Source organism: Streptomyces odonnellii (assembly GCF_000981895.1).
Lineage (GTDB): Bacteria > Actinomycetota > Actinomycetes > Streptomycetales > Streptomycetaceae > Streptomyces > Streptomyces odonnellii.
In genome coordinates this window covers 31,701-57,252 of sequence record NZ_LATD01000059.1, presented here as the reverse complement: position 1 = coordinate 57,252, position 25,552 = coordinate 31,701, and the positions used below count along the sequence as shown (strand labels likewise).

19 protein-coding genes are annotated in these 25,552 nt (G+C 70.2%); 9 read left to right on the top strand and 10 right to left on the bottom strand.

Annotation, left to right across the window (positions count from 1 at the left end):
• Positions 1 to 30 precede the first annotated feature (30 nt).
• The 3 genes from WH07_RS07720 to WH07_RS07710 all read right to left on the bottom strand — a co-directional run bounded on the left by WH07_RS07720 (position 31) and on the right by WH07_RS07710 (position 3,467).
• Positions 31 to 1,797: an MOSC and FAD-binding oxidoreductase domain-containing protein gene (locus tag WH07_RS07720; protein WP_046496945.1), complete on the bottom strand. Its 1,767-nt coding sequence runs from the start codon at positions 1,795 to 1,797 to the stop codon at positions 31 to 33.
• Positions 1,798 to 1,851: 54 nt separating this feature from the next.
• Positions 1,852 to 2,721: an alpha/beta fold hydrolase gene (locus WH07_RS07715; RefSeq protein WP_046496943.1), complete on the bottom strand. Its 870-nt coding sequence runs from the start codon at positions 2,719 to 2,721 to the stop codon at positions 1,852 to 1,854.
• A gap of 146 nt (positions 2,722 to 2,867) precedes the next feature.
• Positions 2,868 to 3,467 carry a CGNR zinc finger domain-containing protein gene (locus WH07_RS07710; protein ID WP_198533749.1) on the bottom strand — a complete coding sequence of 200 codons (600 nt, stop codon included), beginning with the start codon at positions 3,465 to 3,467 and terminating at the stop codon, positions 2,868 to 2,870.
• 212 nt (positions 3,468 to 3,679) lie between these two features.
• On the opposite strand from WH07_RS07710, the gene WH07_RS07705 reads away from it, so the two are divergent.
• The 4 genes from WH07_RS07705 (at position 3,680) to WH07_RS07690 (ending at position 7,511) form a co-directional block, all read left to right on the top strand.
• Positions 3,680 to 4,537, top strand: a complete 858-nt coding sequence (locus tag WH07_RS07705) for a DUF427 domain-containing protein (protein ID WP_046496939.1) — start codon at positions 3,680 to 3,682, stop codon at positions 4,535 to 4,537.
• Between the two features lie 39 nt (positions 4,538 to 4,576).
• Positions 4,577 to 5,293, top strand: a complete 717-nt coding sequence (locus tag WH07_RS07700) for an SDR family oxidoreductase (protein WP_046496936.1) — start codon at positions 4,577 to 4,579, stop codon at positions 5,291 to 5,293.
• Positions 5,294 to 5,488: 195 nt separating this feature from the next.
• Positions 5,489 to 6,940 carry a dihydrolipoyl dehydrogenase family protein gene (locus WH07_RS07695; protein ID WP_198533748.1) on the top strand — a complete coding sequence of 484 codons (1,452 nt, stop codon included), beginning with the start codon at positions 5,489 to 5,491 and terminating at the stop codon, positions 6,938 to 6,940.
• Between the two features lie 34 nt (positions 6,941 to 6,974).
• Positions 6,975 to 7,511: an HPP family protein gene (locus WH07_RS07690; RefSeq protein WP_079023034.1), complete on the top strand. Its 537-nt coding sequence runs from the start codon at positions 6,975 to 6,977 to the stop codon at positions 7,509 to 7,511.
• A gap of 351 nt (positions 7,512 to 7,862) precedes the next feature.
• On the opposite strand, the gene WH07_RS07685 is transcribed toward WH07_RS07690, so the two are convergent.
• From WH07_RS07685 to WH07_RS07670, 4 genes are all read right to left on the bottom strand, one after another.
• On the bottom strand, positions 7,863 to 8,357 hold the full coding sequence (locus WH07_RS07685; protein ID WP_046496929.1) for a pyridoxamine 5'-phosphate oxidase family protein: 495 nt from the start codon (positions 8,355 to 8,357) through the stop codon (positions 7,863 to 7,865).
• 184 nt (positions 8,358 to 8,541) lie between these two features.
• Positions 8,542 to 9,384, bottom strand: coding sequence for an NmrA family NAD(P)-binding protein (locus WH07_RS07680; RefSeq protein ID WP_046496926.1), 843 nt, complete (start codon positions 9,382 to 9,384; stop codon positions 8,542 to 8,544).
• A gap of 158 nt (positions 9,385 to 9,542) precedes the next feature.
• A complete protein-coding gene (locus tag WH07_RS07675; RefSeq protein ID WP_046496924.1) occupies positions 9,543 to 10,721 on the bottom strand; it encodes an acyl-CoA dehydrogenase family protein in 1,179 nt (392 codons plus the stop codon).
• A gap of 408 nt (positions 10,722 to 11,129) precedes the next feature.
• Positions 11,130 to 12,533 carry an MFS transporter gene (locus tag WH07_RS07670; RefSeq protein ID WP_046496956.1) on the bottom strand — a complete coding sequence of 468 codons (1,404 nt, stop codon included), beginning with the start codon at positions 12,531 to 12,533 and terminating at the stop codon, positions 11,130 to 11,132.
• 218 nt (positions 12,534 to 12,751) lie between these two features.
• Here WH07_RS07670 and WH07_RS07665 point away from each other — a divergent pair, with 218 nt between their 5' ends.
• The gene (locus tag WH07_RS07665) at positions 12,752 to 13,189 is read left to right on the top strand and encodes a winged helix-turn-helix transcriptional regulator (protein WP_046496921.1); all 438 of its coding nucleotides are present in this window, start codon (positions 12,752 to 12,754) and stop codon (positions 13,187 to 13,189) included.
• Positions 13,190 to 13,317: 128 nt separating this feature from the next.
• On the opposite strand, the gene WH07_RS07660 is transcribed toward WH07_RS07665, so the two are convergent.
• On the bottom strand, positions 13,318 to 16,581 hold the full coding sequence (locus WH07_RS07660) for a BTAD domain-containing putative transcriptional regulator (RefSeq protein ID WP_046496918.1): 3,264 nt from the start codon (positions 16,579 to 16,581) through the stop codon (positions 13,318 to 13,320).
• Between the two features lie 180 nt (positions 16,582 to 16,761).
• Between WH07_RS07660 and WH07_RS07655 the strand changes: the two genes are divergently transcribed.
• The 4 genes from WH07_RS07655 to WH07_RS07640 all read left to right on the top strand — a co-directional run bounded on the left by WH07_RS07655 (position 16,762) and on the right by WH07_RS07640 (position 21,475).
• Positions 16,762 to 17,370: an NADPH-dependent FMN reductase gene (locus WH07_RS07655; protein ID WP_046496913.1), complete on the top strand. Its 609-nt coding sequence runs from the start codon at positions 16,762 to 16,764 to the stop codon at positions 17,368 to 17,370.
• 7 nt (positions 17,371 to 17,377) lie between these two features.
• Positions 17,378 to 18,160: a thioesterase II family protein gene (locus WH07_RS07650; protein WP_046496910.1), complete on the top strand. Its 783-nt coding sequence runs from the start codon at positions 17,378 to 17,380 to the stop codon at positions 18,158 to 18,160.
• A gap of 51 nt (positions 18,161 to 18,211) precedes the next feature.
• Positions 18,212 to 20,509 carry a BTAD domain-containing putative transcriptional regulator gene (locus WH07_RS36130; RefSeq protein WP_052744287.1) on the top strand — a complete coding sequence of 766 codons (2,298 nt, stop codon included), beginning with the start codon at positions 18,212 to 18,214 and terminating at the stop codon, positions 20,507 to 20,509.
• A gap of 336 nt (positions 20,510 to 20,845) precedes the next feature.
• Positions 20,846 to 21,475, top strand: a complete 630-nt coding sequence (locus tag WH07_RS07640) for a hypothetical protein (protein WP_046496907.1) — start codon at positions 20,846 to 20,848, stop codon at positions 21,473 to 21,475.
• Here WH07_RS07640 and WH07_RS36125 read toward each other — a convergent pair.
• Entirely contained in the window at positions 21,444 to 23,621 is a 2,178-nt protein-coding gene (locus WH07_RS36125) for a BTAD domain-containing putative transcriptional regulator (protein ID WP_198533747.1), read from the bottom strand. The two genes, WH07_RS07640 and WH07_RS36125, sit on opposite strands and share 32 nt — an antisense overlap.
• Positions 23,622 to 23,769: 148 nt before the next feature.
• A complete protein-coding gene (locus WH07_RS07630; protein ID WP_046496905.1) occupies positions 23,770 to 25,365 on the bottom strand; it encodes an aspartate aminotransferase family protein in 1,596 nt (531 codons plus the stop codon).
• Positions 25,366 to 25,552: the final 187 nt, after the last annotated feature.

Below are 25,552 nucleotides of genomic sequence, written 5' to 3'. Positions count from 1 at the left end.
CGCTGTACACCGTGCCGGCAGGCAGGAAGCTCAGGGTTCCAGGGGCGGGGTGGTGTAGTCGACCTCGCCCGAGACGAGAGGGGTGACACAGGTGTGGCAGACGCCGGTGCGGCAGGACCAGCGGGTGGGGATGTCACACGCTTCGGCGAGTTCCAGCAGGGAGTTGTAGACCGCCGACCAGGGCGCGGAGATTCCGCTGCGGGTGAAGGTGACGAGAGGGCCCGAGCCGGGCGGGCCCGGGGGCTGGTGGGGGCGCACGGCCGCGGCCGCCGCAGCCGCGATGCCGGGGTTGAGGGGGGCCCGGGCGCCGAACAGTTCGGTGTGGATGCGGTCACTGGGGAAGCCGAGATCCCCCAGCGCCTTGCCCAGGTCGGTCATGAAGGATTCCGGCCCGCACAGATAGACGTCGGCGTCTGCCGGAATCCCCAGGGCGGCCAGAGCCTCGGGGGTCAGATGCCCGTACGTGACAGGTGTTCGCCGCCCGGCCCCGGTCCCATCAGGTGGTGCCGTGTAGAAGATGTGCTGGTGCGCTTCGGGCAGCCGGTCCAGGAGGCGGCGGGCTTCGTCTGCGAAAGCGTGCTGTTCAGGGTTGCGTGCCGTGTGGATCCACCACACGGGCGCCGGGTGAGGTCCTGAGGCCAGTCGGTACAGCATGGCGAGTACGGGGGTGACACCGATGCCTGCGGAGAGCAGCACGACGGGGTCGGTGCCCTCCGCCAGCACGAAGTCGCCTCTGGGGCTCGCGACGTCCAGGAGCGTCCCGGGGCGCACTTCGGTGTGGAGATACGTGCTCACCAGGCCGTGGGGCTCGCGCTTGACGCTGATGCGGTAGCTGTCCGTACCCGGGTCGCCCGCACCCAAGTCGCCCGTACCCGAGTCAGCCGTACCCGAGTCGCCCCTTCCCGGCGCGGAGGACAGCGAATAGCTGCGTACCGGAGCGGGCTGAGGGCCGTCGGTGATACGGATCGCCAGGTACTGACCCGGCCGCGCCTCGGGCAGTGGACGGCGGTCGGTGGGTTCGAGGTGGATCGAGGACACGGTGGGGGTCTCGGAGACGACGCGGGCGACCCGCAGCGGTCTGAACCCCGGCCAGCGCGCGCTTCCCTTGTCCGGCCGGGCCGGGGCCTCGGCCTGATCGGCGGCCTCGGCCTGGTCGGCGGCTTCGGCCAGCTCGTCGAAGGACCGCCGCCAGCCGGGGCTCAGCGCCGGGATGGACCGTGCGGTACGGATCTTCGCCGGATCGCGGCCCGGCAGATAGAGCAGGGCGTCGATTTCGGCGACGCTGAGCTCCCCCGGCCCGGTCCGGGTACGGATGATCTCGTCGCCGGCCTGGACCCGGCCTTCTTCGATGACGCGCAGATAGAAGCCGGGGCGGTGGTGGGCGACGAGCAGGGAGGCCATGGCGGGCACTCCCAGACGCATTCCGACCCGGTAGCACGTGACGCGCGGCTGGGTGACCTCGAATTCGGCTTCGCCCATCCGGTAGCGGTCGCCGATGCACACCTCGTCGTCGGCGAGCCCGTCGACGGTGAAATTCTCGCCGAAATGACCGAACCGCAAGTCATCGCGTTCGAGCTGTTTCCGCCAGTACCGGTAGGAATCCAGTTGGTATACGAGCACGGCCCGGTATTCCCCGCCGTGTCCTTCAAGATCTCCCTGACCGTCGCCGTCGATATTCAGACGCCGCACCATCCGGGGGCCTTGAACAGGTACTTTCCACACCCCGGTGTGGACGGTCCTGCCTTGCCAGGACACGTCCTTCGGCATACCGACATTCACCGAAAGCAGCGTCGCCATCACGCTTCTCCTGAGTGGGCGGATCCTATGACGCGGATCGAATGACGCGGCCCGTCAGACGACGATGCGGCCGAGGAAATCGCGGATGTGCTCGGCGATGATTTCCAGATGGCTCTCCAGAGCGAAGTGCCCGGACTCGACGAGATGGATCTCGGCCTTGGGCAGGTCCCGCTGGAACGCGCGGGCACCGTCGGGGCCGAAGATCTCGTCGTTCGCGCCCCAGACGGCCAGCAGCGGCACCTGGGACTCACGGAAGTACTGGTGGACGGCCGGATAGAGATCCACGTTGGTGGGATAGTCGCGGAACAGCTTGAGCTGGATCACGTCATTGCCGGGCCGGTCCAGCAGCGCCTGGTCGTGGACCCAGTTGTCGGGGCTGACGAGGCTGGTGTCGGCCACGCCGTTCACGTACTGCCAGCGCGTGATCTCGGCGGTCAGCGCGGCGCGTACCGGTGCCTCTGTCTCCGGACTGGGCGACTGGGCATAGGCGAACAGGCCGTCCCAGAAGGTTTTGACAAAGCCGTCGCTGTAGGCGTTGCCGTTCTGGCTGACGATCGCGGTGACGCACTGCGGGTCCCGCAGCGCCAGCCCCCATCCGATGGGGGCGCCGTAATCCTGTACGTACATGGCGAACCGGTTGACGTTCAGTTGGTCGAGCAGCCCTGAGGTGATCTCGGTGAGCGCGGCGAATGTGTACGGGAACTCGTCCAGGCCCGGCATCGCCGACTGGCCGAAGCCGATGTGATCGGGAGCGATGATCCGGTAGCGGTCCGAGAGGGCCGGAATCAGATTCCGGAACATATGAGAGCTGGTCGGGAAACCGTGGAGCAGCACCAGGGCGGGTGCCTGCGGATTGCCCGCCTCCCGGTAGAACACGTCCAGGCCATTGACGGTGGCGGTGCGGTAGTGCACGGGAAGTGTCATGTGCCTAACCCCTTCGATGATTCATGCGGTTGGTTCATGCGATTGCACACCGGATCCCATATGCCCAACCTTGCACCAAATTCTAATAAGTGCAGCAGTTTTGGTGCGCGATCAGGTGCCCGGGAGGTCGGACGCGTACCGGCAGGTCAGGCGTCCCGGGAGTGGGTGCGCCCGTAGTGGCGGGCGACCCGGGCGCGATTGCCGCAGACATTGCCGACACACCACTTGCGGCGCTTGTTCTCGGCGAGGAACAGCATCGAGCAGTCCGGGCTGTCGCATCTTCGCAGGAGCTCCAGCCGCTCGGGGCGCGCCAGGAGTCCGATCACTTCGCCGGCGATGGCCGCGAGCGCGGCGTTCCCGCCGTGCTCGATGTGCCAGCGGGTCTCCTGGCGCACCCCTTGCCCGGTCATGACCAGGCGCGGGCTGCGGGGAACCGACGACGCGGTCGCGTTGATGTCCTCCACCGAGGCGGGGTCCGCCTCGCGCCCCTCCACCCGGGCGTCGAGCACATCGCGGACGGCCGTACGCAGTCGCCGGACCGCGGCGGGAGCGGGAGCCGGGCCGGGCGGCAGCCGGCGCGCCTGGATGCCCCACCAGACCGCCCCGGCCTCGGGGGTGCCGATGAGATCGACCGGCGGGTCCCTGACCGTCATCACCGTGTCCGCGAGGTCCAGCGCGACCAGCGGTTCCCCTCCCATGGGGAAGCCCGCCGCCTGTAGCTCCTCGACCGTCACCTTAATGTTCACATCCGGATTGTACCCATTAGGTTACGTGGCGTCCAGCGAGCTTCCGACTCACGTGACCGCTGATGGATCCACAGGATTGACCGCCTTGCTCATCGGAGTTAATGGATATAGCTTCAACCTATACATTAGGCGACTACGGGTCGCGCGGTGATTCACCGGGGTGCATCGTGGACAGGGGGCGGCCTCCGGCCCGTCGACGGGAAGGAACGGTCATGGGACTGTCATGGCAGCAAGGCCCGCTGTCCTCCGGCCGGATCGGACACTTCTTGACACCCGGTCCACTGCCCGAGCGGCTGCTGTTCGCCGAGCCGCTGCGCCGGCGGATGCGTGTGCTCTTCAACGGCGAGTGGATCGCCGACAGCGAGGACGTGGTCCTGCTGCACGAGCCCGGGCGCTACCCGGTGGCGTACTTCCCGCGCGGCGATGTACGGGCGGACACACTGGCGGCGAGCGACCGCGTCACCTCGCACAAGGAACTGGGCGACACCGCCTGGTACGCCGTACGGGCCGGTGACCGCACCGCCGAGCGAGCGGCCTGGGAGCTGACCGGCCCGCCGGAGTACGCGGGCGAGCTGAGGGGCCGGATCGCGTTCGCCTGGCGGGCGATGGACGCCTTCTACGAGGAGGACGACCGGATCCTGGGGCACGCCGCCGACGCGTACCACCGCATCGACATCCGCGGCACCTCACGCACGCTGGAGGTCCGCTCCGAGGGCGAGGTGGTGGCCCGGTCCGCGCACCCGACGGTGCTGTACGAGTCGGGATTCGCGCAGCGCTGGTACGTACCGCGTTCCGACATCGACGAAAGCCGGCTGCGTCCTGTGGAAGGGCAGACGTTCTGCCCGTACAAGGGCGTGTGCGACTACTACGACATCGATGGCGCACACCGCGCGGCATGGACCTACCGCAACGCGCACACCGAGGTCGGCCGCGTCAACGACATGGTCTCCTTCGAACCGGACGGCGTCGAAGTCCTCCTGGACGGAAAGCGCCTGGAACCGGAGCCGGGGCAGCTCGTCGTTCCGCACGGCGTCGACCGTGATCTGGACACCACGGCCGGCACGCACTGATCCCGACCGGCACTCACCGACCCCCAGAAGGAGACCGTCATGGCAGCGTCCCTGCACAACAGGACCGTGCTCGTCGTGGGCCGCGGCAGCGGACTCGCCCGGGCGGTGGTCGACGCCGCGCTCGCGGCCGGCGCCCGTGTGATCGCGGCAGGCCGGGACCGTTCCACACTCGAAATGGAATACAAAGGCACCGACGTGCTCACCAGGAGCGTCGACCTGACCGACGAGAACTCGATCGCGGTGCTGGCCGAGGACGTCGGCAGCGTCGACCATGTCGTCTCGGTCGCCTCCGCCAGGGCACGGGGAAAACTGAGCGAACTGAAGCCCGAGGCGGTTCTCCTCTCGTTTCACACCAAGGTCGTCGGGCCGATCATGCTCGCCAAGCACTTCGCGCCGAGGATGCCCGAGGACGGGTCGTTCGTACTCTTCTCGGGAGTCGCCGCGCTCGAGCCCGACCCGGGATATCTCGGGGTCGCCGCGACCAATGGATCGGTCAACACCGTCGTCCGCTCGCTCGCTGTCGAACTCGCACCGATCCGGGTCAACGCGATCTCGCCGGGCACCGTCGACACCGGGGCCTGGGACGGTCTGGGCGAGCAGAAGAAGGCGGAGATGTTCGCACGTCTGTCGAAGGAGAACCCCTCGCGGCGTATCGGCACCACGGACGACATCGCCGAGGCGGTCGTCTTCGCGCTGACGAACACATTCATGACAGGCGTCTCACTGGCCGTCGACGGTGGCCAGCCCCTCGTATGACCGTCGTATGACCGACGTGGCCGGCGACCGTACGACCGACCTGGCCGACGACACGGTCTCAACTCCCCGGCTTGGTAAGGTGCCGAGAAATCGGCAACAAACCGACATACAAGGCATTTTTTGTCCGGGCGCCGGCCCTCCCCGCGCCGGAGGACGCGCAAGACGGGCACCGATCGTGGAAGACGGGAGCGGATCGTGAGTGACGCAGTGGGATCCTCCGCGGAGAACACGTATGACGTCGTCGTCATCGGCGCGGGGCCCGTCGGGCAGACCGCCGTCGAGCGGGTGCGGGCCGCCGGGCTGAGTGCGGCCGTGGTGGAGAAGGAACTGGTCGGCGGCGAGTGTTCGTACTGGGCGTGCATTCCCAGCAAGGCCCTGCTGCGGCCGGTCGTCGCCGTCGCCGATGCCTGCCGGGTCGACGGCGCGCGGCAGGCGGTCGGCGGTTCGGTCAGCGCCCCGGGGGCGTTCGGCCGCCGCGACCGTTCCGTTTCGAGCTGGGACGACGGCGGACAGGCCGACCGGCTGGCGGGCATGGGTGCCGAGTTGGTGCGCGGCCACGGACGGCTGGACGGGCCGCGCCGGGTCGCCGTCACCCCCGCCGACGGCCCGCCCGTCGTTCTCACCGCCCGGCACGCCGTGGCCGTGGCCACCGGCAGCGACGCCGTACTGCCCGAGCTGCCCGGGATCGCCGAGGCCCGGCCCTGGACCAATCGCGAGGCCACCGATTCCAGCACCGTGCCCAGGCGGCTCGCCATCGTCGGCGCCGGAGGTGTCGGGGTGGAGATGGCCAGCGCCTGGCAGGGCCTGGGGTCCTCGGTCACCCTGCTCGTCCGCCGCTCCGGCCTGCTCCCCCGGATGGAGCCCTTCGTCGGCGAAGTGGTCGCCAAGGGGCTCACGGAGGCGGGAGTGGATGTACGTGTCGATGTCGCCGTCACCGGGCTGAGCCGTCCCGACTCCAGCGGACCGGTCACCCTGACGCTGAGCGACGGCGGCCGACTGGAGGCAGACGAGGTGCTGTTCGCCACCGGCAGGAGCCCGCGCACCGACGACATCGGGCTGGAGACGGTGGGCCTCACCCCCGGCGACTGGCTGGAGACCGACGAGACCTGCCGGGTACGGGGTGTCGAGGACGGCTGGCTCTACGCGATGGGCGATGTCAACCACCATGCCCTCCTCACCCATCAGGGCAAGTACCAGGCCCGTATCGCCGGCGATGTCATCGGCGCCCGCGCCACCGGGCAGCCGCTGGACACCGCGCCATGGGGCGCCCATGCCACCACCGCCGACGTCCACGCCGTACCGCAGGTCTTCTTCTCCGATCCGGAGGCGGCCGCCGTCGGTCTGTCCGCGGCTCAGGCCGAGCAGGCCGGGCACCGGGTGCAGGTGGTCGACGTCGACCTCGGCGATGTCCCCGGGGCGTATCTGTACGCCGACGGCTACCAGGGCCGGGCCCGGATGGTCGTCGACCTCGACCAGGGCCATCTGCTCGGTGTGACCTTCGTCGGCCCGGGGGTCAGCGAACTCCTCCACTCCGCCACCGTCGCCGTCTCCGGGCGGATCCCGGTCGAACGGCTCTGGCACGCCGTCCCCTGCTTCCCCTCCATCAGCGAGGTCTGGCTGTTCCTGATGAAGGCGTACCGGGGCTGAGCGGCGCGGCCACGGAGATACGGAGAGAACCCGCGTGCCGGTGCGTCGAGCGACCAGCGTGCCCGCGCGGCTGCGTACGGGAGTCCGGCTGTTCGTCCTGGCCGCCGTCGCGCTGGTGGCGGTGGGGACCATCGGCCGGTCACTGGAGTGGGTGCTGCTCACCACGACCCTCGGCCCCACGGCGTACATCCTGCTCGCGCACCCGCACACGGAGGCCGCCCAGGTCCGCAGCTCCGTCCTCGGACACACCTGTGCCGCCGCCTCCGGGCTGCTCTGTCTGGCGGTCTTCGGTCTGTGGCGCTATCCGTCCATCGCCGATCAGCGGACCGACACCTGGCGGCAGATCGGCGCCGAGGCGCTGTCGGTGGGGCTGACGCTCTTTCTGCTCGTCCTGCTGAACGCCCATCATCCGCCGGCCGCCGCGACCGCCCTGCTGATCACCTCGGGGATCGCCAGGCCGGGACCGCCGCTGTACGGCATGCTCACGGGCCTCGCCCTGCTGATCACCGCGGCCGCGCTGCTGTCCCATGTGCCGTTCCCGGCGAAAGGGCGGCGGGCGAAGCGCGGCTAGGCCCTGTCCGGCCGATCTTCGCGGGCCCGGAACGCCTGGCACGGCGCCTCGCTGCGTTGTCGGAGTCGTCCAAGTACGTCCAGTACGAGAACGATCCTCCGCCTTCCGATGCACCGCACCAGCCGCCCCGGGCTGATCCACGAAGATCGACCGGACAGGACCTAGCGCGGGCTGCCCGGGGGGCGTCTGGCCGAACTGCCCTGCTCTGCCTGGGGATGTTGAGGCATCGGATGAGCCGCCGGGCGGACCGGTCGCGTCCGGTCGTACGCGGTGCGGGAGTTGTCGTGGGTGCGGGTGGAGCACGACCCGGCGGCCGACGAGTGGGGGCCCATCGGCCGGCGGCCTGAACGGTCAGCTCTTCTCGTCCTCGGGCTTCGTCCAGATACGGCTGCTCAGGTCAGTGCCCCGGAGCACCTGTACGCGCCAGGGGTCGATCCGCAGGACGTGGTACTGCGGGTCGGCGGGACCGCCGCGCCAGAAGTTGTACGGGTCGTACCCCACACCGGGCGGGCTGCCCTTCTGGTACAGCTCCCAGGCGTACGTCTTGGTCTCCATGTCCTCCGCCCAGGTGGAGACACTGTCGACATAGACCGCGTTCTGGCGCGGGCTCCAGTACGCGTAGGTGGTGTGCGGGTTGTTGGCCAGGTGGGCGACCTTCACCGGGGTCTTGTAAGCGGCGAGCCAGCCGACCGGCTTGCCGTCCACGACCTCCCAGATCGGCAGCAGCACCCGGGCACGCGGGCGGGACTTCTTGTCCACCGTAATCATCGTGCAGTAGCGAATGTCTTTGATGTATTCGAAGAATTTGTCCGCGAGCTCGGAAAACGAGTCGACCTTGGCGGCCATGCGGGCTCCTGTCCGCTAGCAATTAACCTGAACTGAAAGGTGATCCGTAGAAGGTCACACCGAAACCAGCATGCATCGGCCGCAAGAGTCCTGGAAGAGGGCACTTTGAAGTCACCTACTCACCCTCGCCATACCGTGGAATACGAAAGATTCCATACCGCGGACGGGAACTGACTGCCCCGGCTCAGACGTTCCAGGCGCCGCGGGCCGCCGCGTCGGCCACGAAGTCGGCGAAGTCGCGCGGCTCACGGCCCAGGACCCGGCGCACGGTGTCGGTGGGGACGGCGTTCTTGTTGTCGCGGATCTGCGCGACGAGATCGGCCACGAAGAGGGCGTAGTCGGCGGGGACCTCGTACTGGACGAGTTCGTCGACGTAGTCCTTGTGGTCGACATCGACGTAGCGGACGGTACGGCCGATGGCGGCGCTGATCGTGTCGGCCGCCTCACCGAGGCCGATCGCGCGCGGACCGCTCAGCTCGTAGGTCTCCCCGGCGTGCCCGTCGTCCAGGAGCGCGGCGGCGGCGACCGCGGCGACATCGTCCGCGTCCACGAAGGGCTCCAGACCGTCGCCCGCGGGAAGCCGCAGCTCACCGTCCTTGACGCCGTCCAGCAGGACGCCCTCGTCGAAGTTCTGGTTGAACCAGTTGGGGCGCAGCACGGTCCACTCGGCACCGGACGCCTTGACCGCCTCCTCGCCGGCGATCAGGGACTTGCCGCCCACCGGCTCGGTCACCCGCGCCTGGAGCAGCACCAGTCGGCGCACCTTCGACTCCACGGCGAACTTGGCGAGTTCACGGATGTTGGTCTCCGCGTCCCAGGCCCCGGGCTTGTCCTGCATGTCGACCAGATAGGCGGCGTCGGCGCCCTGGAGCGCGGGTTCCCAGGTGTTCCGGTCCTCCCAGTCGAAACGTACCTGGCCGGACCTGCTCGCGGCACGGGCGTGCGCGCCGCGTTCCTGGAGCCGGCTCACCAGACGGCGGCCGGTCTTGCCGGTCCCTCCCAGGACGAGAACGGTCTTGTCGGTCATAGCAGCGGAGTCCTTCCCAGCCGTGGATGTACGAGGATCGAAAAACTTGTTGTGGGCATGACAGAGATACGCACGTCCGGGCCACCCGCCCGCCTGCTCGGCGGGTGGCCTGGACGACGTGGTTCTGCCGGAACCGGCCCGCGGCGCGGGTCAGCGGCTCACAGGAAGGGCGTGTCGGGGGCGAGGCCCAGAATGGAGCGCCCGTGCACTTCCTGGTTGGAGTTGAACGCGAACAGCGCGTGCAGCGCGAGCCCCCGGATGTCCCGGTGGAAGCGCTGGAACGGGACATCGCGCATGATGACCGAGGCGCCGCTGGCCTCGAACAGCTCGTCCACGGCCTCCTTGGCGAGCTGGATGGCGTACGCCGCCTTGCCGCGCACGGCAGCCCGCTCCTCGACCGACGGCTGGGTGCCGGCGTCGGCGTGCTGCTGGATCAGGCTCAGCCAGCCCTCCTGGAGCCCCTCGGCCGCCGCGATCTTGTTGGCGGCCGTGGCGACCTGGATCTGGGTGACCGGCGACTGGCTCTGGTCGGTCCACGAGGTGTACGTGATACCGCGGCCCGGCAGCCGGTCCAGGAACAGGTCGAAAGCACCCTTGGCGATCCCGATGTACGCCGAGGCGCCCTGGGCCATGAAGAAGGGAATGAACGGGTAATTACGGCCGGTGGCACCGGTGTTGGAACGGTCACCGGTCGCGCCGTTGAGGATGTCGATCAGGAACGCCACCCGGTGGGCGGGCACGGTCACGTTCTCGGCGGTGACGGTGGAGCTGCCGGTGCCGGCCGCGGACGAGGTGTGCCAGTCGTCGGCGATGCTCAGCTCGGAGAACGGCACCAGGGCCGCGAACGGGGCCGGGGTCCCGTCCGGGCCGGTGAGCAGCGCCGACAGCAGCGCCCAGTTGGCGCCCCGGGAACCGGAGATCCACTTCCAGGAGCCGTTGAGGGTGTAACCGCCCTCGGTGGGGGTGAGGGTGCCCGTGGGGGTGAAGCCGGTGGAGACCCGGGCGGAGCCGCCCGCGTACACCTCCTCCTGCGCCTGGTCGGAGAACTGGCTGGGAACCCATGAACTGGACACCCAGATCATCGACACCCAGCCGGTCGCCGTGTCGGCGCGGGAGATCTCGGTCAGGATCCTGATCTGGTCGGCGAGCGGCGCCTCGAGTCCGCCGAAGCGGCGCGGCACCGACAGGCGGAACACGCCGGCCTTGTCGAGCAGTTCGATATTGGCTTCCGGGATCCAACGGCGTTCCTCGGCCTCGGGACCGCTCTCCCGAAGCGTCGCGGCCAGACCGGTCACCTCGTCGAGAACCGCGGCGACGGCGCTGTCCGTCGTAGTCATTCTGCCTCCTGAGCAGTCTCGTCCCACCCGGGGGAGGTGGGAGGGGGCCCGGGCAGCCGCCGGGCAGCGGCCCTGGACCGTTGATGCGAATGGGTCAATACGCGCCGCGCGGTTCAGACCGCAACGCAACTGGGCGGAAGCAACCGAAAGCAATCGACCTCGATTCCGGCGCGCACCGACATTCTCTCGGAGGTGCGGTCTCCTACCGGTAATCAGTAAGTCTTCGCCAATCCTCGCCCAATCCATGCCCAATCCACTGCCAATCGCGCACCAATTGGGGCCGGGCACAGCGGTCCCGTACCGGAGCCGGACATGAAAAAGCGACGCCCTGGCCGGCGGGGGAATTGCGGCCAGGGCGTCGCGTTCGGGGAGCACCGCGCGGGGCGGCGCCGGGGGTGTACAGGCGCGTTACGAGACGGGCGCGGCCTCGGCCACGGACTTGTCGGCGACACCGGAGCGGTCACGCAGCCCGAAGGCGCTGATCAGTGTGGCCAGCAGGGCCGCGACCAGCGGTACGACCAGGGCGGCCTGGTATCCGTCGAGCTGAGCCGCGGGCGACGAGCCGTCCGTGGTGGCGATGTTGACCGCGGCCACCGAGGAGAGGCCCAGAGCGGCGCCGAACTGGAAGGAGGTGTAGAGCAGACCGCCCGCGACGCCCTGCTCCTCCTCGTCGATGCCCTCGGTGCCGACGATGGTGAGCGGACCGTACGCCAGGGAGAACGCCAGGCCGAGGATGATCAGGCTCGGGAACATCATCGCGTACGTCCAGTCCGGCCCGACCGGCAGGAACAGCGCGTACGACAGCGACGCCAGGATCAGACCGCCGAAGATCACCCGGGCGTTGCCGAACTTCTCGACCAGCTTGGGCGTCAGGGTCGGCGACAGGATCGCGTCGATACCGATCACGATCATCGCGAAGCTGGTCTCGAGCGTCGACCAGTTCCGCAGTTCCTGGAGGTACAGGACGACGATGAACTGGAAGCCGAAGAAGCCGGCCGCGAACAGGAGCGCGGCGATGTTGGAACGGACGAGCTTGGAGTTGGCGAAGATGCCCAGCCGGACCAGCGGCGAGGACGACCTGCGCTCGATGGCGACGAAGGCGAGGAACAGCACCAGGCTGGCGGCGACCGTACCGACCGTCCAGGAGACCGCCACATGAGTGGCGCGCTCGACGGAGAACACCAGCAGCAGGATCGCGCCGGTGACGGTGATCGCGCCGCCCAGGTCGACGGGCTGGCCGTCGCGGCTGGGGCGGGCCGACTTGGGGATGAGGGCGAGGGCGGTGATCAGGATCAGGAAGGACAGGATCACCGGCGCGAAGAACACCCAGCGCCAGTTGACCGCGGCCAGCAGACCGCCGACGACCAGACCGATGGAGAAACCGCCGGCGGCGGTGCCCGAGTAGACGAGAAGGGCCTTGTTGCGCTTGGGGCCCTCCTCGAAGCTGGTGGTGATGATCGACAGACCGGCCGGGGTCATGAAGGCCGCCGCGACACCGGTCACGAACCGGGCGACGATCAGCATCCAGCCCTCGGTGGCGAAACCGCCGAGGCCGGAGAAGAGCAGGAAGACCACCAGCCAGAAGACGAACATCTGACGGCGTCCGAACAGGTCCGCGGCCCGGCCGCCGAGCAGCATGAAGCCGCCGTAACCGAGCACATAGGCACTCATGACCCACTGGAGCATGCCGGTGGACATGCCCAGATCCTCACGGATCGACGGAAGGGCCACATTGAGCATCGCGACATCGATGCCCTCCAGGAAGATCGCGCCGCACAGCACGAACAGCACGCCCCAAGCGCGCCCGCTCATGCGGTCGGTGCCGCTGCCCGACGGGTTTTGCACTGTGGACACAGGATGTCTCCTTGAACACGCAGGAATGATGAAAGGAAATCCGCCCGCGCTCTTGTCCGGCGCAGGTGAAGCGCCCGGGGAAGCTATTGCGGTTCCCTGGGCGCACATTCGGGTTACGCGAGAGCCTGCCGGTTCCCACTTGTAACTCTCGGAATCATCGGGCAAGCTGACTGGCCATGGAAGAAGGCACTTTAAAGTCACCGACGCACTGCACGGGTACCGATGGGGACTACGACATCCTCCAGTGGGACACGCGCGAAGGCTGCGAGGTACGGCAGATCCTCGACCGCGTCGCCGACAAGTGGTCGCTGCTGGTCATAGCGCTGCTGGAGCGGCGGACCCTGCGCTTCACGGAACTGCGCCACAGGATCGAGGGCATCAGCCAGCGGATGCTGACGGTGACCCTTCGTCAGCTCGAACGTGACGGACTTGTCCGCCGGACCGTACACCCGGTCGTGCCTCCGCGGGTGGACTACGAGCTCACGCCTCTCGGGGCGACGCTTCACGACACCATCCAGGCCCTGGTGGCGTGGACGGAGGCGCATCAGCACGAGATCGCGGTCGCTCGCAGCGAGTACGACCGGCGCCTGGAGTTCGAGTCCCAGGCTTCCTGAACCGGCGTCCGGCCGGTGACCGCCCGTGCGGGACCGGCCGGCCATCGGCCGGTAACTGCCCGCTCACCGCCGGGTGTTCACGCGCCCCGAGCCCGAGCAAAGGCCATGAGGAGTCGACTGACACCCCGTCAGTGACCCTTCGGGGGCTGCTCCGTCTCCGTGGCCGCCTGGGTCACATGGTCCGTCCGCTCCCCCGCCGAGAACTCCGCCGCGTACGCCTCCTCGCCCAGCACACCCCTCAGGCGCGCGGCGACGCGCTCCACATCGGCCTGCTCGGCGGGCGGCTGCGGGGCCCCGGCCCGCCTTCGGGTGGCGGCGGCCGTGCCCAGCAGCCGGGCCGCCCTGCCCCAGAGACCGGCCAGTGAGTGCGCGCCCGCGAGCCCTTCCAGGGCCAGCGCGACCGCCCGGGGGTCGCCGGTGGACATCGCAGTGGCCAGGCCGTCCTGATGCAGTGTCAGCGCCTGTGCGGCGTCCCCGCGTTGCTCCGCGATGAAACCCAGTTCGGCCAGTACGAGAGCCAGGCCCGGGGCGTCGTAGCGGCTGCGGTTCCAGGTGAGCCACGGGCGCAGCCGGGCCTCCGCGACCTCCAGATTGCCCTCGCGCCGGGCACCGAGGGCCAGACCGAGGGCCGCGAACTGCTCGGCCGGCCGGTTGCCCTGCTCGACGGCGAGGCGCTGCGCGCGGGTGTGGAAGTCCTCCGCCTCCCGGTAACGCCGTTCGAGGATGGCGATCCGGCCGAGCCCGGAGAGCTGACGGGACACCTCGGGCCACAGTTCGAGCGCCTCCGCGATCCGCAGTCCCTCACGGTGGAGCTGTTCGGCCTGTTCGTAACTCCCGTTGATCTCGGCCAGTACGCTCAGCACCTCGGCGGCCTTCAACTGCCCCCACTGCTCACCGAGTTCGGTGAACTGCGCGCGCGCTTCGAGGGCGTTGTCACGCAGGGCGTCCAGATCACCCCGGGCCAGGGCCAGGGCGGCGCGGCTGCTCAGCGCGGCGGCGGTCCCCCAACTGTCGCGCAGCGCACGGAAGTTCTGCAAAGCGCGCTGTACGCCGTCCTCCCCGGCCGACAGGACACCCACGCTCCAGTGGGCGGCGCCGAGGAACCACTCGGCCCTGACCTGCCCCACCTCGCGCTCCGACTCGCCGCTCTCGCCCTTGGCGAAGCCGATGTCCGAGGCGCCCTCGCCCAGCAGCATCGAGAAGCCGGCGTGCCAGGAGGCGGCCTCGGCCTGCTCGGTGGGGGTCACCTTGCCCGCGGTCACCTCGCCCTCGATGGCCAGCGCGGTCGCCAGCGCTCTGCGGGCCTCACCGAGCCTGCCGCGCAGGAACCGGTACCAGCTCAGCGCGTTGGACAGGCGCAGTGCGCGGTGGGCGTCGTTGTTGCGCCTGGCCTCCTCAAGGGCGCGCTGGAAGTTGGCCGCCTCCCCGTCCAGGCGGCGCAGCCAGCGGCGCTGGTCGCGGCCGTGGAGATGGGGCTGGGCGCGCTCGGCCAGCTCGGTGTAGTAGCGCAGATGGCGGGCGGCCGGCTCACCGGACTCGCCGGATTCGCCGAGCCGCTGCAGACCGTAGGCGGCGACGGATTCGAGCAGCCGGTAGCGCGCCCCCGCCGGGCTGTCGCTCCTGAGTGCCAGGGAGCGGTCCACAAGGACGGCGAGCGCGTCGACGACGTCCTCGCCCGGCATTCCCGGGCCCGAGCAGACCTGTTCGGCCGCCTCCAGATCGCAGCCCTCGGCGAACACGGACAGCCTGCGCAGCACGGTCTGTTCACGGGTGTCCAGCAGGCTCCAGCTCCAGTCGATGGTGGCCTGGAGGGTGCGGTGGCGGCGGGGTGCGTCGCGGTATCCGCTGGTCAGTATGCGGAACCGGTCGTCGAGCCGGTCGTACAGCTCGTCCACGCCCAGCGCCCGGACCCGGGTGGCCGCCAGTTCCAGGGCGAGCGGAATGCCGTCCAGGCGCCGGCATATCTCGGCGATCCTGCGGACGGTGGGGGTGTCGGGTGAGAAGTCCGGGTCGGTGGCGCGTACCCGGTCGACGAACAGCCGTACCGCGCTGGAGGCGAGCACGGCGTCGAGCCGGTCCTCGCCGGGCAGCGGCAGACCGAGCGAGGGCACCGGCCACACCGTCTCACCGCTGATCCGCAACGGCTCCTGGCTGGTGGCGAGGATATGGAGACCGGGAGCGCCGTCGAGCAACGGCCCGGCGAGGCGCGCCACATCGTCGATCGCGTACTCGCAACTGTCCAGGACAAGCACCAGCCGCTGGGAGGCGAGGACGTCCGCGAGGCGCTGGGTGGCTCCCGCGGCGCGGCTGTCGAAGGCGGACTCCCTGATTCCCAGGACCGCCATGATCCGTTCGGCGAGCGGCTCCGAACCCATGGCGCGCTCCGGGGCGCAGGCGCCCGCCAGCTCCACCAGCCAGGCCCCGTCCGGGAATTCGGCGGTGAGTCCATTGACGGTGGCGGCGGCCAGCCGGGTCTTGCCGACCCCGCCGGGGCCGGTGAGGGTCACCAGCCGCTGCCGTGAGATGAGCGAGCGCACCTCGTCCATCGCCTCGTCCCTGCCCACCAGGGTGCTCACCGACGCGGTCAGATTGGTACGGACGCGGGCCGCGGTCGCGGGATCGGTACGGGATTCCTGCCGGGCCAGTTGGGGGTCGTGGCGGAGTATCGCCTGCTGGAGCGCGTCCAGCGCGGGCCCCGGCATCAGGCCCAGTTCCTCGTCGAGACGGCGGCGCAGATCCGCGTAGCTGTCGAGCGCCTCGGAGGGGCGTCCGGCCCGGTAGAGCGTACGCATCTGTACGGCGCGCAGCCCCTCCCGGAGCGGGAACCGGTCGACCAGGGCGGTGAGTTCACCGACCAGCACACTGTGCTCGCCCAGTTCGAGCCGGGTCTCGGCGTACACCTCCACCGCCGCGAGCCGCTCCTCCTCCAGCGCAGCGGCGGCGGACCGTACGAACGGCTGGTCGGCGAAGTCCGCGAACGCGGGCCCGCGCCACAGCGACAGGGCGTCCGTCAGGACGGCGGCCTTCGCGCGGGGCTCGTCACAGCCCCGGGCCTCGGCCACGAGTGCGCGGAAACGGCCGATGTCCAGAGCTTCCGCCGGTATGTCGATGGTGTATCCCGGTGCTTGGTGGGCGATGAGGGTGCGGGCGCCCGCCTCCGCGTTCTCCAGGGCCCGCCGCAACTGCGAAACCTTGGCCTGCAAGGATGAGGTGGGGCGGGCCGTGTAGGCGGAGCCGCCCCAGAGGTCCTCGATCAGCCGTCCCGTGGGCACCACCTCCCCGTGGTGGGCGAGGAGATCGGCGAGAAGCGTACGCACCTTCACCTCGGGAACCGGCACCAGCCTCCCCTCGGCGCTCCACACCTCCAGCGGGCCCAGCACCCCGAATCGCATGACCTCACAGTAACCCGGGCGCCTCACGGAGTGACGAGAGTTCTCGCGGGCCACAGCCGCCCGCGGCAAGAGCGGGGTGGGCGCCCCGAACCGGACCCGAAGCAAACCCGAAGGACCATCCGCGACTGTGGGACCGGACCCAGGGCCGCAAGAGGGGGAAGTCCGGTGCGGGGAAACGGGATGGCCGAGAATGACCGGCTGCGGCTGGTGATCGTCATCGGCAGTGTCAGGAAGGGCCGGTTCGGACCGGTCGCCGCGGAATGGCTGGCGTCCCGCGCGCGGTTACGGCGTGATGTCGACGTCGATGTCATCGATCTGGCCACGGCCTGGCTGCCCGATGTCATGTCCGCCGATCCTACGGCGGTCAAGCCGCAGGCGGTCAAGGACCTCGCGCCGTGGCTGGCCGCGGCCGACGCGTTCGTGGTGGTGACGCCCGAGTACAACCAGAGTTTCCCGGCCTCCCTGAAGAACGCCATCGACTGGTACGACGAGGAGTGGCACGCCAAGCCGGTCGCCTTCCTCTCCTACGGGGGCGCCTCCAGCGGGCTGACCGCGGTCGGCCAGCTCCGGCAGGTCTTCGCCGAGGTCCATGCCATCACAGTGCGCGAGACCGTCAGCTTTCACAACTACTGGGAACGGTTCGGTCCCGACGGACGCCCCATCGACGAGGAGGAGTGGGAGACGGCCGCCGCCCGGATGCTGGACCGGCTCGGCTGGTGGGCCCGGGCGCTGCGGCTGGCCCGCGCCCAGGAACCCTACGGGCACCTTCAATCGCACGCACGGGAGTGAGAACACCATGAACAGTCAGTGGTTCAGACGGTTCGGAGAGGCGAGGTCCGGCGGAGTACGGCTGATCTGTTTCCCGCACGCCGGCGGTTCCGCCAGTGTGTATGTCCCCCTGTCGCGCCGGCTGTCGTCCGGTCCTGATGACGGTGACGGTGTTGACGTACTGGCCGTGCAGTACCCCGGGCGTCAGGACCGCAGGAACGAGACCCCGCCGGCCGGCATCGTCGAGCTGGCCGGGCGGATCGCCGAGGAGCTGGGCACGGCGGACGGCCGGCCGTACGCCTTCTTCGGCCACAGCATGGGCGCGCTGCTCGCACATGAGACCGCACGCGCCCTGGTGACCAGGGGCGCGCCGGTCCCGGTACGGCTGTTCCTCTCGGGACGCGGGGCGCCCACCCCGTACCCGAACCGGCACGATGTGCTGGCCGACGACCGGGAGATCCTGGCCGCGGTCCGCTCTCTGGGCGGAACCGGTGCCACTGTGCTCGCCGACCCCGAGCTGGTGGAGATGGCGCTGCCCGCGCTGCGCGCCGACTACCGGGCGCTCGCCTCGTACCGCTGGAGCGGCGGTGCGCCGCTGGACATTCCGATGACCGTGCTGGCCGGGCGTGACGACCCGGTCGTCGCGGTCGAGGAGGCGGCGCGCTGGCGGGAGTTCACCCGGGCCGGATACGAGCTGGAGGTCTTCCCCGGCGGTCATTTCTATCTGGACCAGCATCTCGACGCCGTGGCCGGGCTGGTGCTGAGCGGTGTCCATGCGCATATGCGGGCAGCGGTACAAGGGGGCCAGTAGTACGAGCCCCGGTCACCGACTGTCAGTTGGTCAAACGATGGGGGAGAAGGCGTGGAATTCAGGATTCTGGGTCCGCTGGAAGTCCAGTCCCGGGACCGTACGTTGGTCCTGGGCGGCTTCAAACAGCGGGCGGTGCTCGGAAAGTTGCTGTTACGGGCCAACCAAGTGGTCGCCACCAGCGAGCTGCTGGACGCCCTCTGGTCCCAGGAGAGCCGTCCGGTGACGGCCAGGAAGATCATACAGAACGCGGTGTCAGGGCTGCGGGCGGCGCTGTCACGGCAGCACTCGCTGCTGGAGGTGCCGGGGGCCTCGGCCCCGGAACTGCTCACCCGGTCCCCGGGCTACATGCTGCATGTGGCGCCCGACACCCTCGATGTCTCCCGCTTCGACCGGCGGGTGGCCGAGGGCCGCAAACTCCTCGACGCGGGCGAACCGGCGCTGGCGGCCGAGCTGTTGCGCGAGGCGCTGGACGAGTGGCGCGGGCCTGTCCTGTCGGACCTGGTGGAACAGGGCCTGGACTGGCCGGAGGTGGCACGGCTGCGACAGCTCAGACTCGACGCGATGGAGTACCGCTTCGAGGCGGAGCTGGCCTGCGGACGGCACCACGCCGTCCTCGGCGAGCTGGTGTCGCTGGCGGAGTCGGAGCCGCTGCGCGAGCGGCTGTGCGGGCAGTTGATGCTCGCGCTGTACCGCTGCGGCCGGCAGGCCGAGGCGCTGAGCGTGTTCAGCCGGGTACGGCTCGAACTGGTCGAGGAGTACGGCCTGGAGCCCTCGCGGGACCTCCAGACCCTCCAGCAGCACATCCTCCACCACCACCCCTCGCTCGCGGCGCCCGCCGGGGCACCGGCGGAGGTGGCGCAGGTGGCACAGGTGACGGAGGTGCCGCGGCCCGCGCCGCCCGGGCTGCCGCCGGCGCCGTCCAGGGCGGCGCTCCGGCCGGCCGGCGCACCGGTCGCGGTGATCGGTCCCCCGGACCCCGGTGTCCTGGTGGACGACGAGCCGGCGGCGGCGCGGGTGTCCGACGGCGGTGAGCCGGTGAGCAGGCGCCAGGAGGTGTCCGTACTCCTGATCCAGACCGGCACCCCGCCGGACGACCCGCTGGACGCGCAGCGGCTCAATGCCGCGCTGCACCGGGCGGTGACGGTGGTCGCGGACTGCATCGAGGAGCACGGCGGCACCGTCGTGGGGTCGGTGGGCCATCTCTCCGCGGCGCTGTTCGGGCTGCGGGACGATCCTTCGTCGGCCTCCCTGGACGCGGTACGGGCGGCGCTCGCCGTACGCGACCGGTTCGGGGACGTACCGGATCTGGCGGTCCGCTCGGTGGTCACCACGGGCGGGGTGCTGGTACGGCACGTACCGGGCGCGCCCGGCGGCGGAGTCTCCGTGGTGGGGGCGCTGCTGGACACGACACAGCATCTGCTCTCGGACGTGCCGCCGGGGAAGGTGTACGTCAGCCGGAAGGCGGCGGTCGGCACGGACAGCCATGTGCGCTATCTGCGGGTGCCGGGGAAGGCGGGCACGGTCTCCGATGTACGGGAGGCCTCGGTGTTCTGTCCGCAGGGGCTTCCCGCGGGCGCTCTCGGCGGAGTCCCGAGCGGAGTGCCGGGCGGGCTTCCGGGCTCAGTCGCGGGCGGGCTTCCGGGGGGTGTTCCCGGGGGCGTGCCGTTCCCCAGGGAACACGAACTGGACATCCTGAACAGCCTGCTGGCGCACTCCCGCCATCACCGGGTGCCGTATCTGCTGACGGTCCTCGGCGAGCCGGGGTCGGGCAAGTCCCGGCTGCTGGCCGAGTTCGAGGACCGGGTCACCCGGACTCCCGGCGATGTGCTGGTGCTGCGGCCGTCGGCGCCCGCGAGCGGCGCGGCCAGTCTGCACACCCTGGCCGGTGCCCTGCTCGACGCCTGGCGGGAGTTCTCGTCGATCCCCCCGGACACCTCACAGGGCGAGCTGCTCATGCGGCTGGTGCGCGGAACGGTCGGCAGCGGCCCGATGGCGGACCGGCTGCTCCAGGATCTGCTGGTACCGAACCGTCCGCAGCCCTCCATGCACCCCCGCCATGTCATGAACAGCTGGGCGGAGCTGCTGTCCATGCGGGCGAGGCAGCAGCCGCTGGTCCTGTGTCTCGACAATCTTCATCTCGCCTCGGACGCGGTGCTGGACTGGGTGGAGGAGCTGGCCACGACGGCCGCCAACGCCGCCCTGCTGATCGTGGCGTGCGCGCGGCCCGAGCTGCTCGGCAAGCGCCCGCTCTGGGGCGTGGGGCAGCGCAGCACCAGTACGCTCAGCCTCACCCGGCTCTCGGAGCCGCCCGGGCTGCCGCTCCAGGCGGTCTCCGGCGGCGAGGCCTAGGGCCTGTCGTTTGGATCTTGCTGGGCTCGCGTGCCCTGGCACCGCGTCTCGCGGCGTTGTCGTCAGTCACCAGGGCTCCGCCATGGCTCCATCCTCCGCCTTGCGATACACGGCACCAGACCCCACTCCCTGATCCAGCCAGATCCAAACGAAAGACCCTAGGCAGTCCCCGGCGGATCCCGTCCGGCGGTGCCCGGCGGTAATCGGCGGCGTCAGCCGTACGGGCGGCGGGCGTTACCGGAGGCCCGCGGCAACCGGCCGGTCACGGGCGTTCCATGACCGCCGTGCAGATCAGCAAGTGGTTCCGTGGTGTACGGGACTTGGTTAGCTGCTCGTATGGACAACAGCCATACGCAGCGCGAGCACCCTGGCCCCGAGTCCTCGACCCGGGCGACCCTGGGGCCATTCGAGCACGAGGCGACACTCGCCGCCTTCGTCGGCAGGGAGTTCACCGTGGCCCTCACGGAAGGACTCCGCCGGGCGAGGGTCACGTCCCGGACAACGGCGTCCGGTGACGGTGCTCCTCCTGTCCGCCGTCCCGCACCGGAGCGGGCGCCGGGCGCGTCCCTGCTGGCGGAGCACTCCGGAGCGATCCTCCGTCATTTCGAGAAGACCCTGCTGACCGTTCCCGCGCTGAGTGTCCTGCTGCACCACAGGACTCGGTTCTCGGTGGGGCGGTGGGCGCGGCAGGTGCTGGCCGCCGCGTGCCGGACCGAGCGCCCGGCAGGCCGGGACGTACCGCCGTTCCCACGGGGCGCGGCCCATCAGCACGCGGTCGCGATATCCCTGCTGATCGAGTCGGCGACGCTCACGCTGCCGCCGGACGCGCCGGAGTGCCTGGAGGTGATCCGGGCGCTGGCCCGCGCCGGCGGTCTCACCGGCGCGGGGGGCGCCCGGGCGCCGCGTGCGGCCCGGGCGGCACGTTCCGTGCCCGCTATGCCACCACTGCTGCCCGGCCCGGCATGAGCAGGCATTCGAGAAGCTGGTCGAGCGCGTCGTCGGCGACCGGGCCGAGACTGATCGTCATCGCCTGCGGGCGGCCGGCGGCCCAGCCGGGGCGGCGCGCGAGGAGCCGCGCGTCCGCGCCGACGACATTCAGCAGCGGCAGATCGGCGCGCGGGTCGGCCAGCTTCTCGACCAGTTCGAGCAGCGGTTCGTCGGCGCGGTCGAGATCGTCCCAGATCACCACGAGGGGGTGCTTCGCGGCGGCCAGGGCGAGGAAGTCCCGCCAGGCGCCCAGGACTTCACGCCGTACGGGGCCACGCGCGTGGATGAGCGGGCCCAGGGCGGCCAGCAGGGCGTCCCGGGTCTCCTGGTCCTCGGTGAGCCCGGCGAGGGCCGTGTCGAGCTTGGCCGAGGCGGCATCGGGGGTGTCCTCGGGGCCCGTCCCGGCGTACGAGGCGAGCATCTGAGCCGGCGCGGACATACCGCCGCGCGAAGGGGCGGCCGTACCGGTCAGTACGCGTACGGGCTCGGCGGTGCCGGTCTCCACCAGCCGCCGGAACTCCAGCAGCAGCCGGGTCTTGCGGCCGGGCGGGCCGAGGACGGTCACCAGGTGCGGGGTCGAGCGGTGCCGGGTTCTGAGCAGGATGGCCCGCATCAGGTCGAGCTCGCACTCGCGGTCGCCGGCCGAGGTGCCGCACTGATTGGTGAAGCCGTCCCCCACGGCCATCAGCTCCCAGGGGGCCATATTGGTGCCGCCCCCGCGATAGGTGATGTGCCCCTCGGTCAGCCGGCGGGTGGCGTCGCAGACATGGACCTCGCCCGCGGGGACCGAGCCCAGCGCCGCCCGGCAGTCGTCGACGAGATGGCCGCCGATCCAGGGCGGGGTCACCCCGGCACCGGGCCAGCGGCAGACGACGACCTGTCCGGTGTACACCGCGCCGTGGGCGAAGAGCGCCTGGCCCGTGGAGCCGGAGTGCAGGGTGGCGGCGGCGATGGTCAGACAGTCGCGTACGGCGGCGGCGGCCCGTACCGCGCGCACCGCGCCCGCGGTCTCCGAGGCCTCGTCGTCCTCGAAGAGCCCGAGCAGGACGGAGCCCAGCGCCGAGGCGACGATGCCGCCCTCCGCCTCGATCTTCTCGCGGGCGAGCTGGGTCACCGCGTCGAGGACGCGGTCGACGTCCTCCGGCGGCAGGGTGCCGAACTCGGGTCCGAGCCCGAAGCGCAGCAGAAGCACACTGGCCTGGTGGTACTCGCTCGGTACGGCGATGCTCGCCGGCGGGGGCCCGGCCGCGGGCAGTGCCCCGGGGCCTGGGACCGGACGCGGCGAGGGCAGGGCGAACTCCGGGATCTGCGCGGCCGGTACGGGCCCCACCGGCTGCCCGCGCTGTCCGGGCTGCGGGGGCTGTCCGGGCTGTGCGGTGCGCCGCAGGTCCAGTGCCGGGTCCTGGGTGAGGACGGCCCGCTGGAGCTGCTGGAGTTCGGGGCTCGGCTCCAGGCCGAGACCGTCGACCAGGGCCTCCCGTACCCTCCCGTACACCGCGAGGGCGTCCGCCTGCCGGCCGCAGCGGTAGAGCGCGAGCATGAGCTGGCGCGAGGCGCGCTCGCGCAGGGGCTCGGCCTCGACCAGTGCCTTGAGTTCATGGAGCACGCTCTGGTGGCCGCCGCAGGCCAGCTCCGCCTCGAAGCAGTCCTCCATGACATCGAGGCGCTTCTTCTGGATCGAGGCGACCTCGGCCCAGTAGGTGCCCTCCTCGGCGAGATCGGCGAGCACCGAGCCGCGCCAGAGCGCGAGCGCCTCGGTCAGCAGGTCGCGCGCGGCGGCCGGGCGCCCGGCGGCCAGGGCCGCCCGGCCCGCGGCGACCCGCTGCTGGAACACCAGGAGGTCGACCTGCTCGGGCCGTACCCGCAGCATGTACCCGGGATTGCGGGTCAGCAGCTCGGGCGCCGACTCCCCCGAGGACGGCCGGGCGAGGACTCCGCGCAGCCGCCAGATCGCGTTCTGAAGGATCTTCCGCGCGGTCATGGGCGCGTCATCGGCCGGCCAGAGGGCCCCGAGTAACTGGCTGGTCGAGACCACCTGGTTGGCGTGGAGCAACAGGTAGGCGAGAGCGGATCGTTGCCTTACGCCACCAAGTTCCACCAGGCCGTCGTCATTATCGACTTCCAACGCACCCAGGACACGAAAACGCATGAACTCCCCCGTTCAATGGCCATCGGCCACCGTAATTATCCGATAATGCTTTCGTCAAAGTCTTACCGAGGCGTGGGCGTTCAGAGGCGCGACCGGCGGCTCAGTGGGGGATGAGCCGGCGGGCTCAGGCCGCGGTCAGCGCTTCGCCCGCCCCGGCCCTGAGCAGCTCGCACACATCGCGCAGCCCGGCGTCGAGCTGGGCGATCTCGGCGTCGGTCAGCTCGATGGAAGGCTCGAAGCGCAGGGTGTTGACCGCGCTCGCCGTAGGAAATGTACGCACCCGGTGGCGGCGCAGCAGATGCCCGGCGAGGACGTAGCCGAAGAACCCGCCGACCGCGATCTCCTGGATCACCGGGGACGACGACCCCGACTGGTCCAGGAATTCGAGGCCCAGCATCAGGCCCCGGCCCCGGACGTCTCCGACGACGTCGGGGAAGTCCGCCCGTACGCCGTCCAGCGCCGCCCGCAGGGCCGCGCCGCGCTCCTCCGCGGCCCGGTAGGCCCGTCCGCCGTCGGCCTCCAGCAGTTCGAGGACCTTGAGGGCGATATGACAGGAGAAGCTGTCCTTGGCGAAGGTCGAGCTGTGGACGATCTCGAATTCCTTCCGGTAATACTTCTCGCGCACCAGCATCACGGATGTCTTGGCGATTCCGCCGCCCAGTGTCTTGGCGAGGGTGAAATAGTCGCCGCGCAGTCCGAGCGGGGCACTGGCGAGAAGTGTTCCGGTCCTGCCCATTCCGCTCTGGATCTCGTCGACGACAACGGGGCAGTCGATCGACTCGCAGAACTTCTGGATTTCCCCGGCGAATTCCCGGGAAAGCACCCGGATTCCGCCCTCGCCCTGAATGGGTTCCACCAGGAAGGCGCAGAAGACGGGGAACTCCCGCTCGGTGAGGGTGAGCTGCCCGTCGACGACCTGCGTGCCGAGGAGAACGCCCCGCTCCTCGGCATGCACCTGCTTCAGGACATCGGGCCGGTCCTGCGGTACGAACCGGGCCTGCGCGGCCAGCGACTTGAAGGGGGTGCGGTACCCCTCGTTGTGCGTGAGCTGCACACTCGCCGCGAGCTTGCCGTGGAACCCGCCCTCCAGCGCCAGGAACAGCGGCGGCCGCGCGGTCTGTCCGGCGTTGCGCCGGGCGAGCTCGGCCGTCAGCAGACCGAAGGCCTCGGCGGGGTCCCGGGGCGGGGTGAGGCCGAGCCGTTCGAGGGTGTGCTCGGCGACGACGGCGGTGCCGTTCTCCACCGCGGTGCGCGCGGCGTCGTTCTGTACGGAGATCTCCTCCAGGAGCGCGGCGATGCGCATCCCCCGGTCCAGCTCGGCGTGTTTGACCGCGGCCTCGACCGCTTCCGCACCGCTGTTCGCGAATACGGCGAAATACGGTTCGTCAGTGCCCAGTTCCCGGCGGATGATCCGGTTCAGCTCGGCGGCGAGGGTGTTGGCGTAGGGGTGGCTGGAGAACTGCGCGTGCACCGGGGTGTCCCCGTCGAGCAGTTCCCGCGCCCTTTCGACGATTTCCGGCCGGTTGTGCCCGAGCAGGACGGAGCCGTAGCCGCCCGCGAAGTCGACGACCGGTATCTCGCCACCCTCGCCGTCCCGTTGGTAGAGCGTATTGCCCTTCGCACGGACGTATTCGACCGACAGGCCCACGCCGGCGAGTACTTCACGGAGAAAAGGTTCGGCCAGTTCTCTGGACGGGGTTGCGGTGTTGGTGTGATCCATGCACCACAGGGTGCTCGGGTCCGGTCAACCAGCGGTCACCAGAGGGTCATCCGCGGTGTGTACGGGCAGGTGGCACGGCGGTTACCCGAGGGTGGGAGATGTCGGCGCGGACGCGGGTACGTTGAAGTCCACCGGCCGGCCAGGGATACCCACGGATGGCACGTGATGTGCCCTGCTCAAAATACCT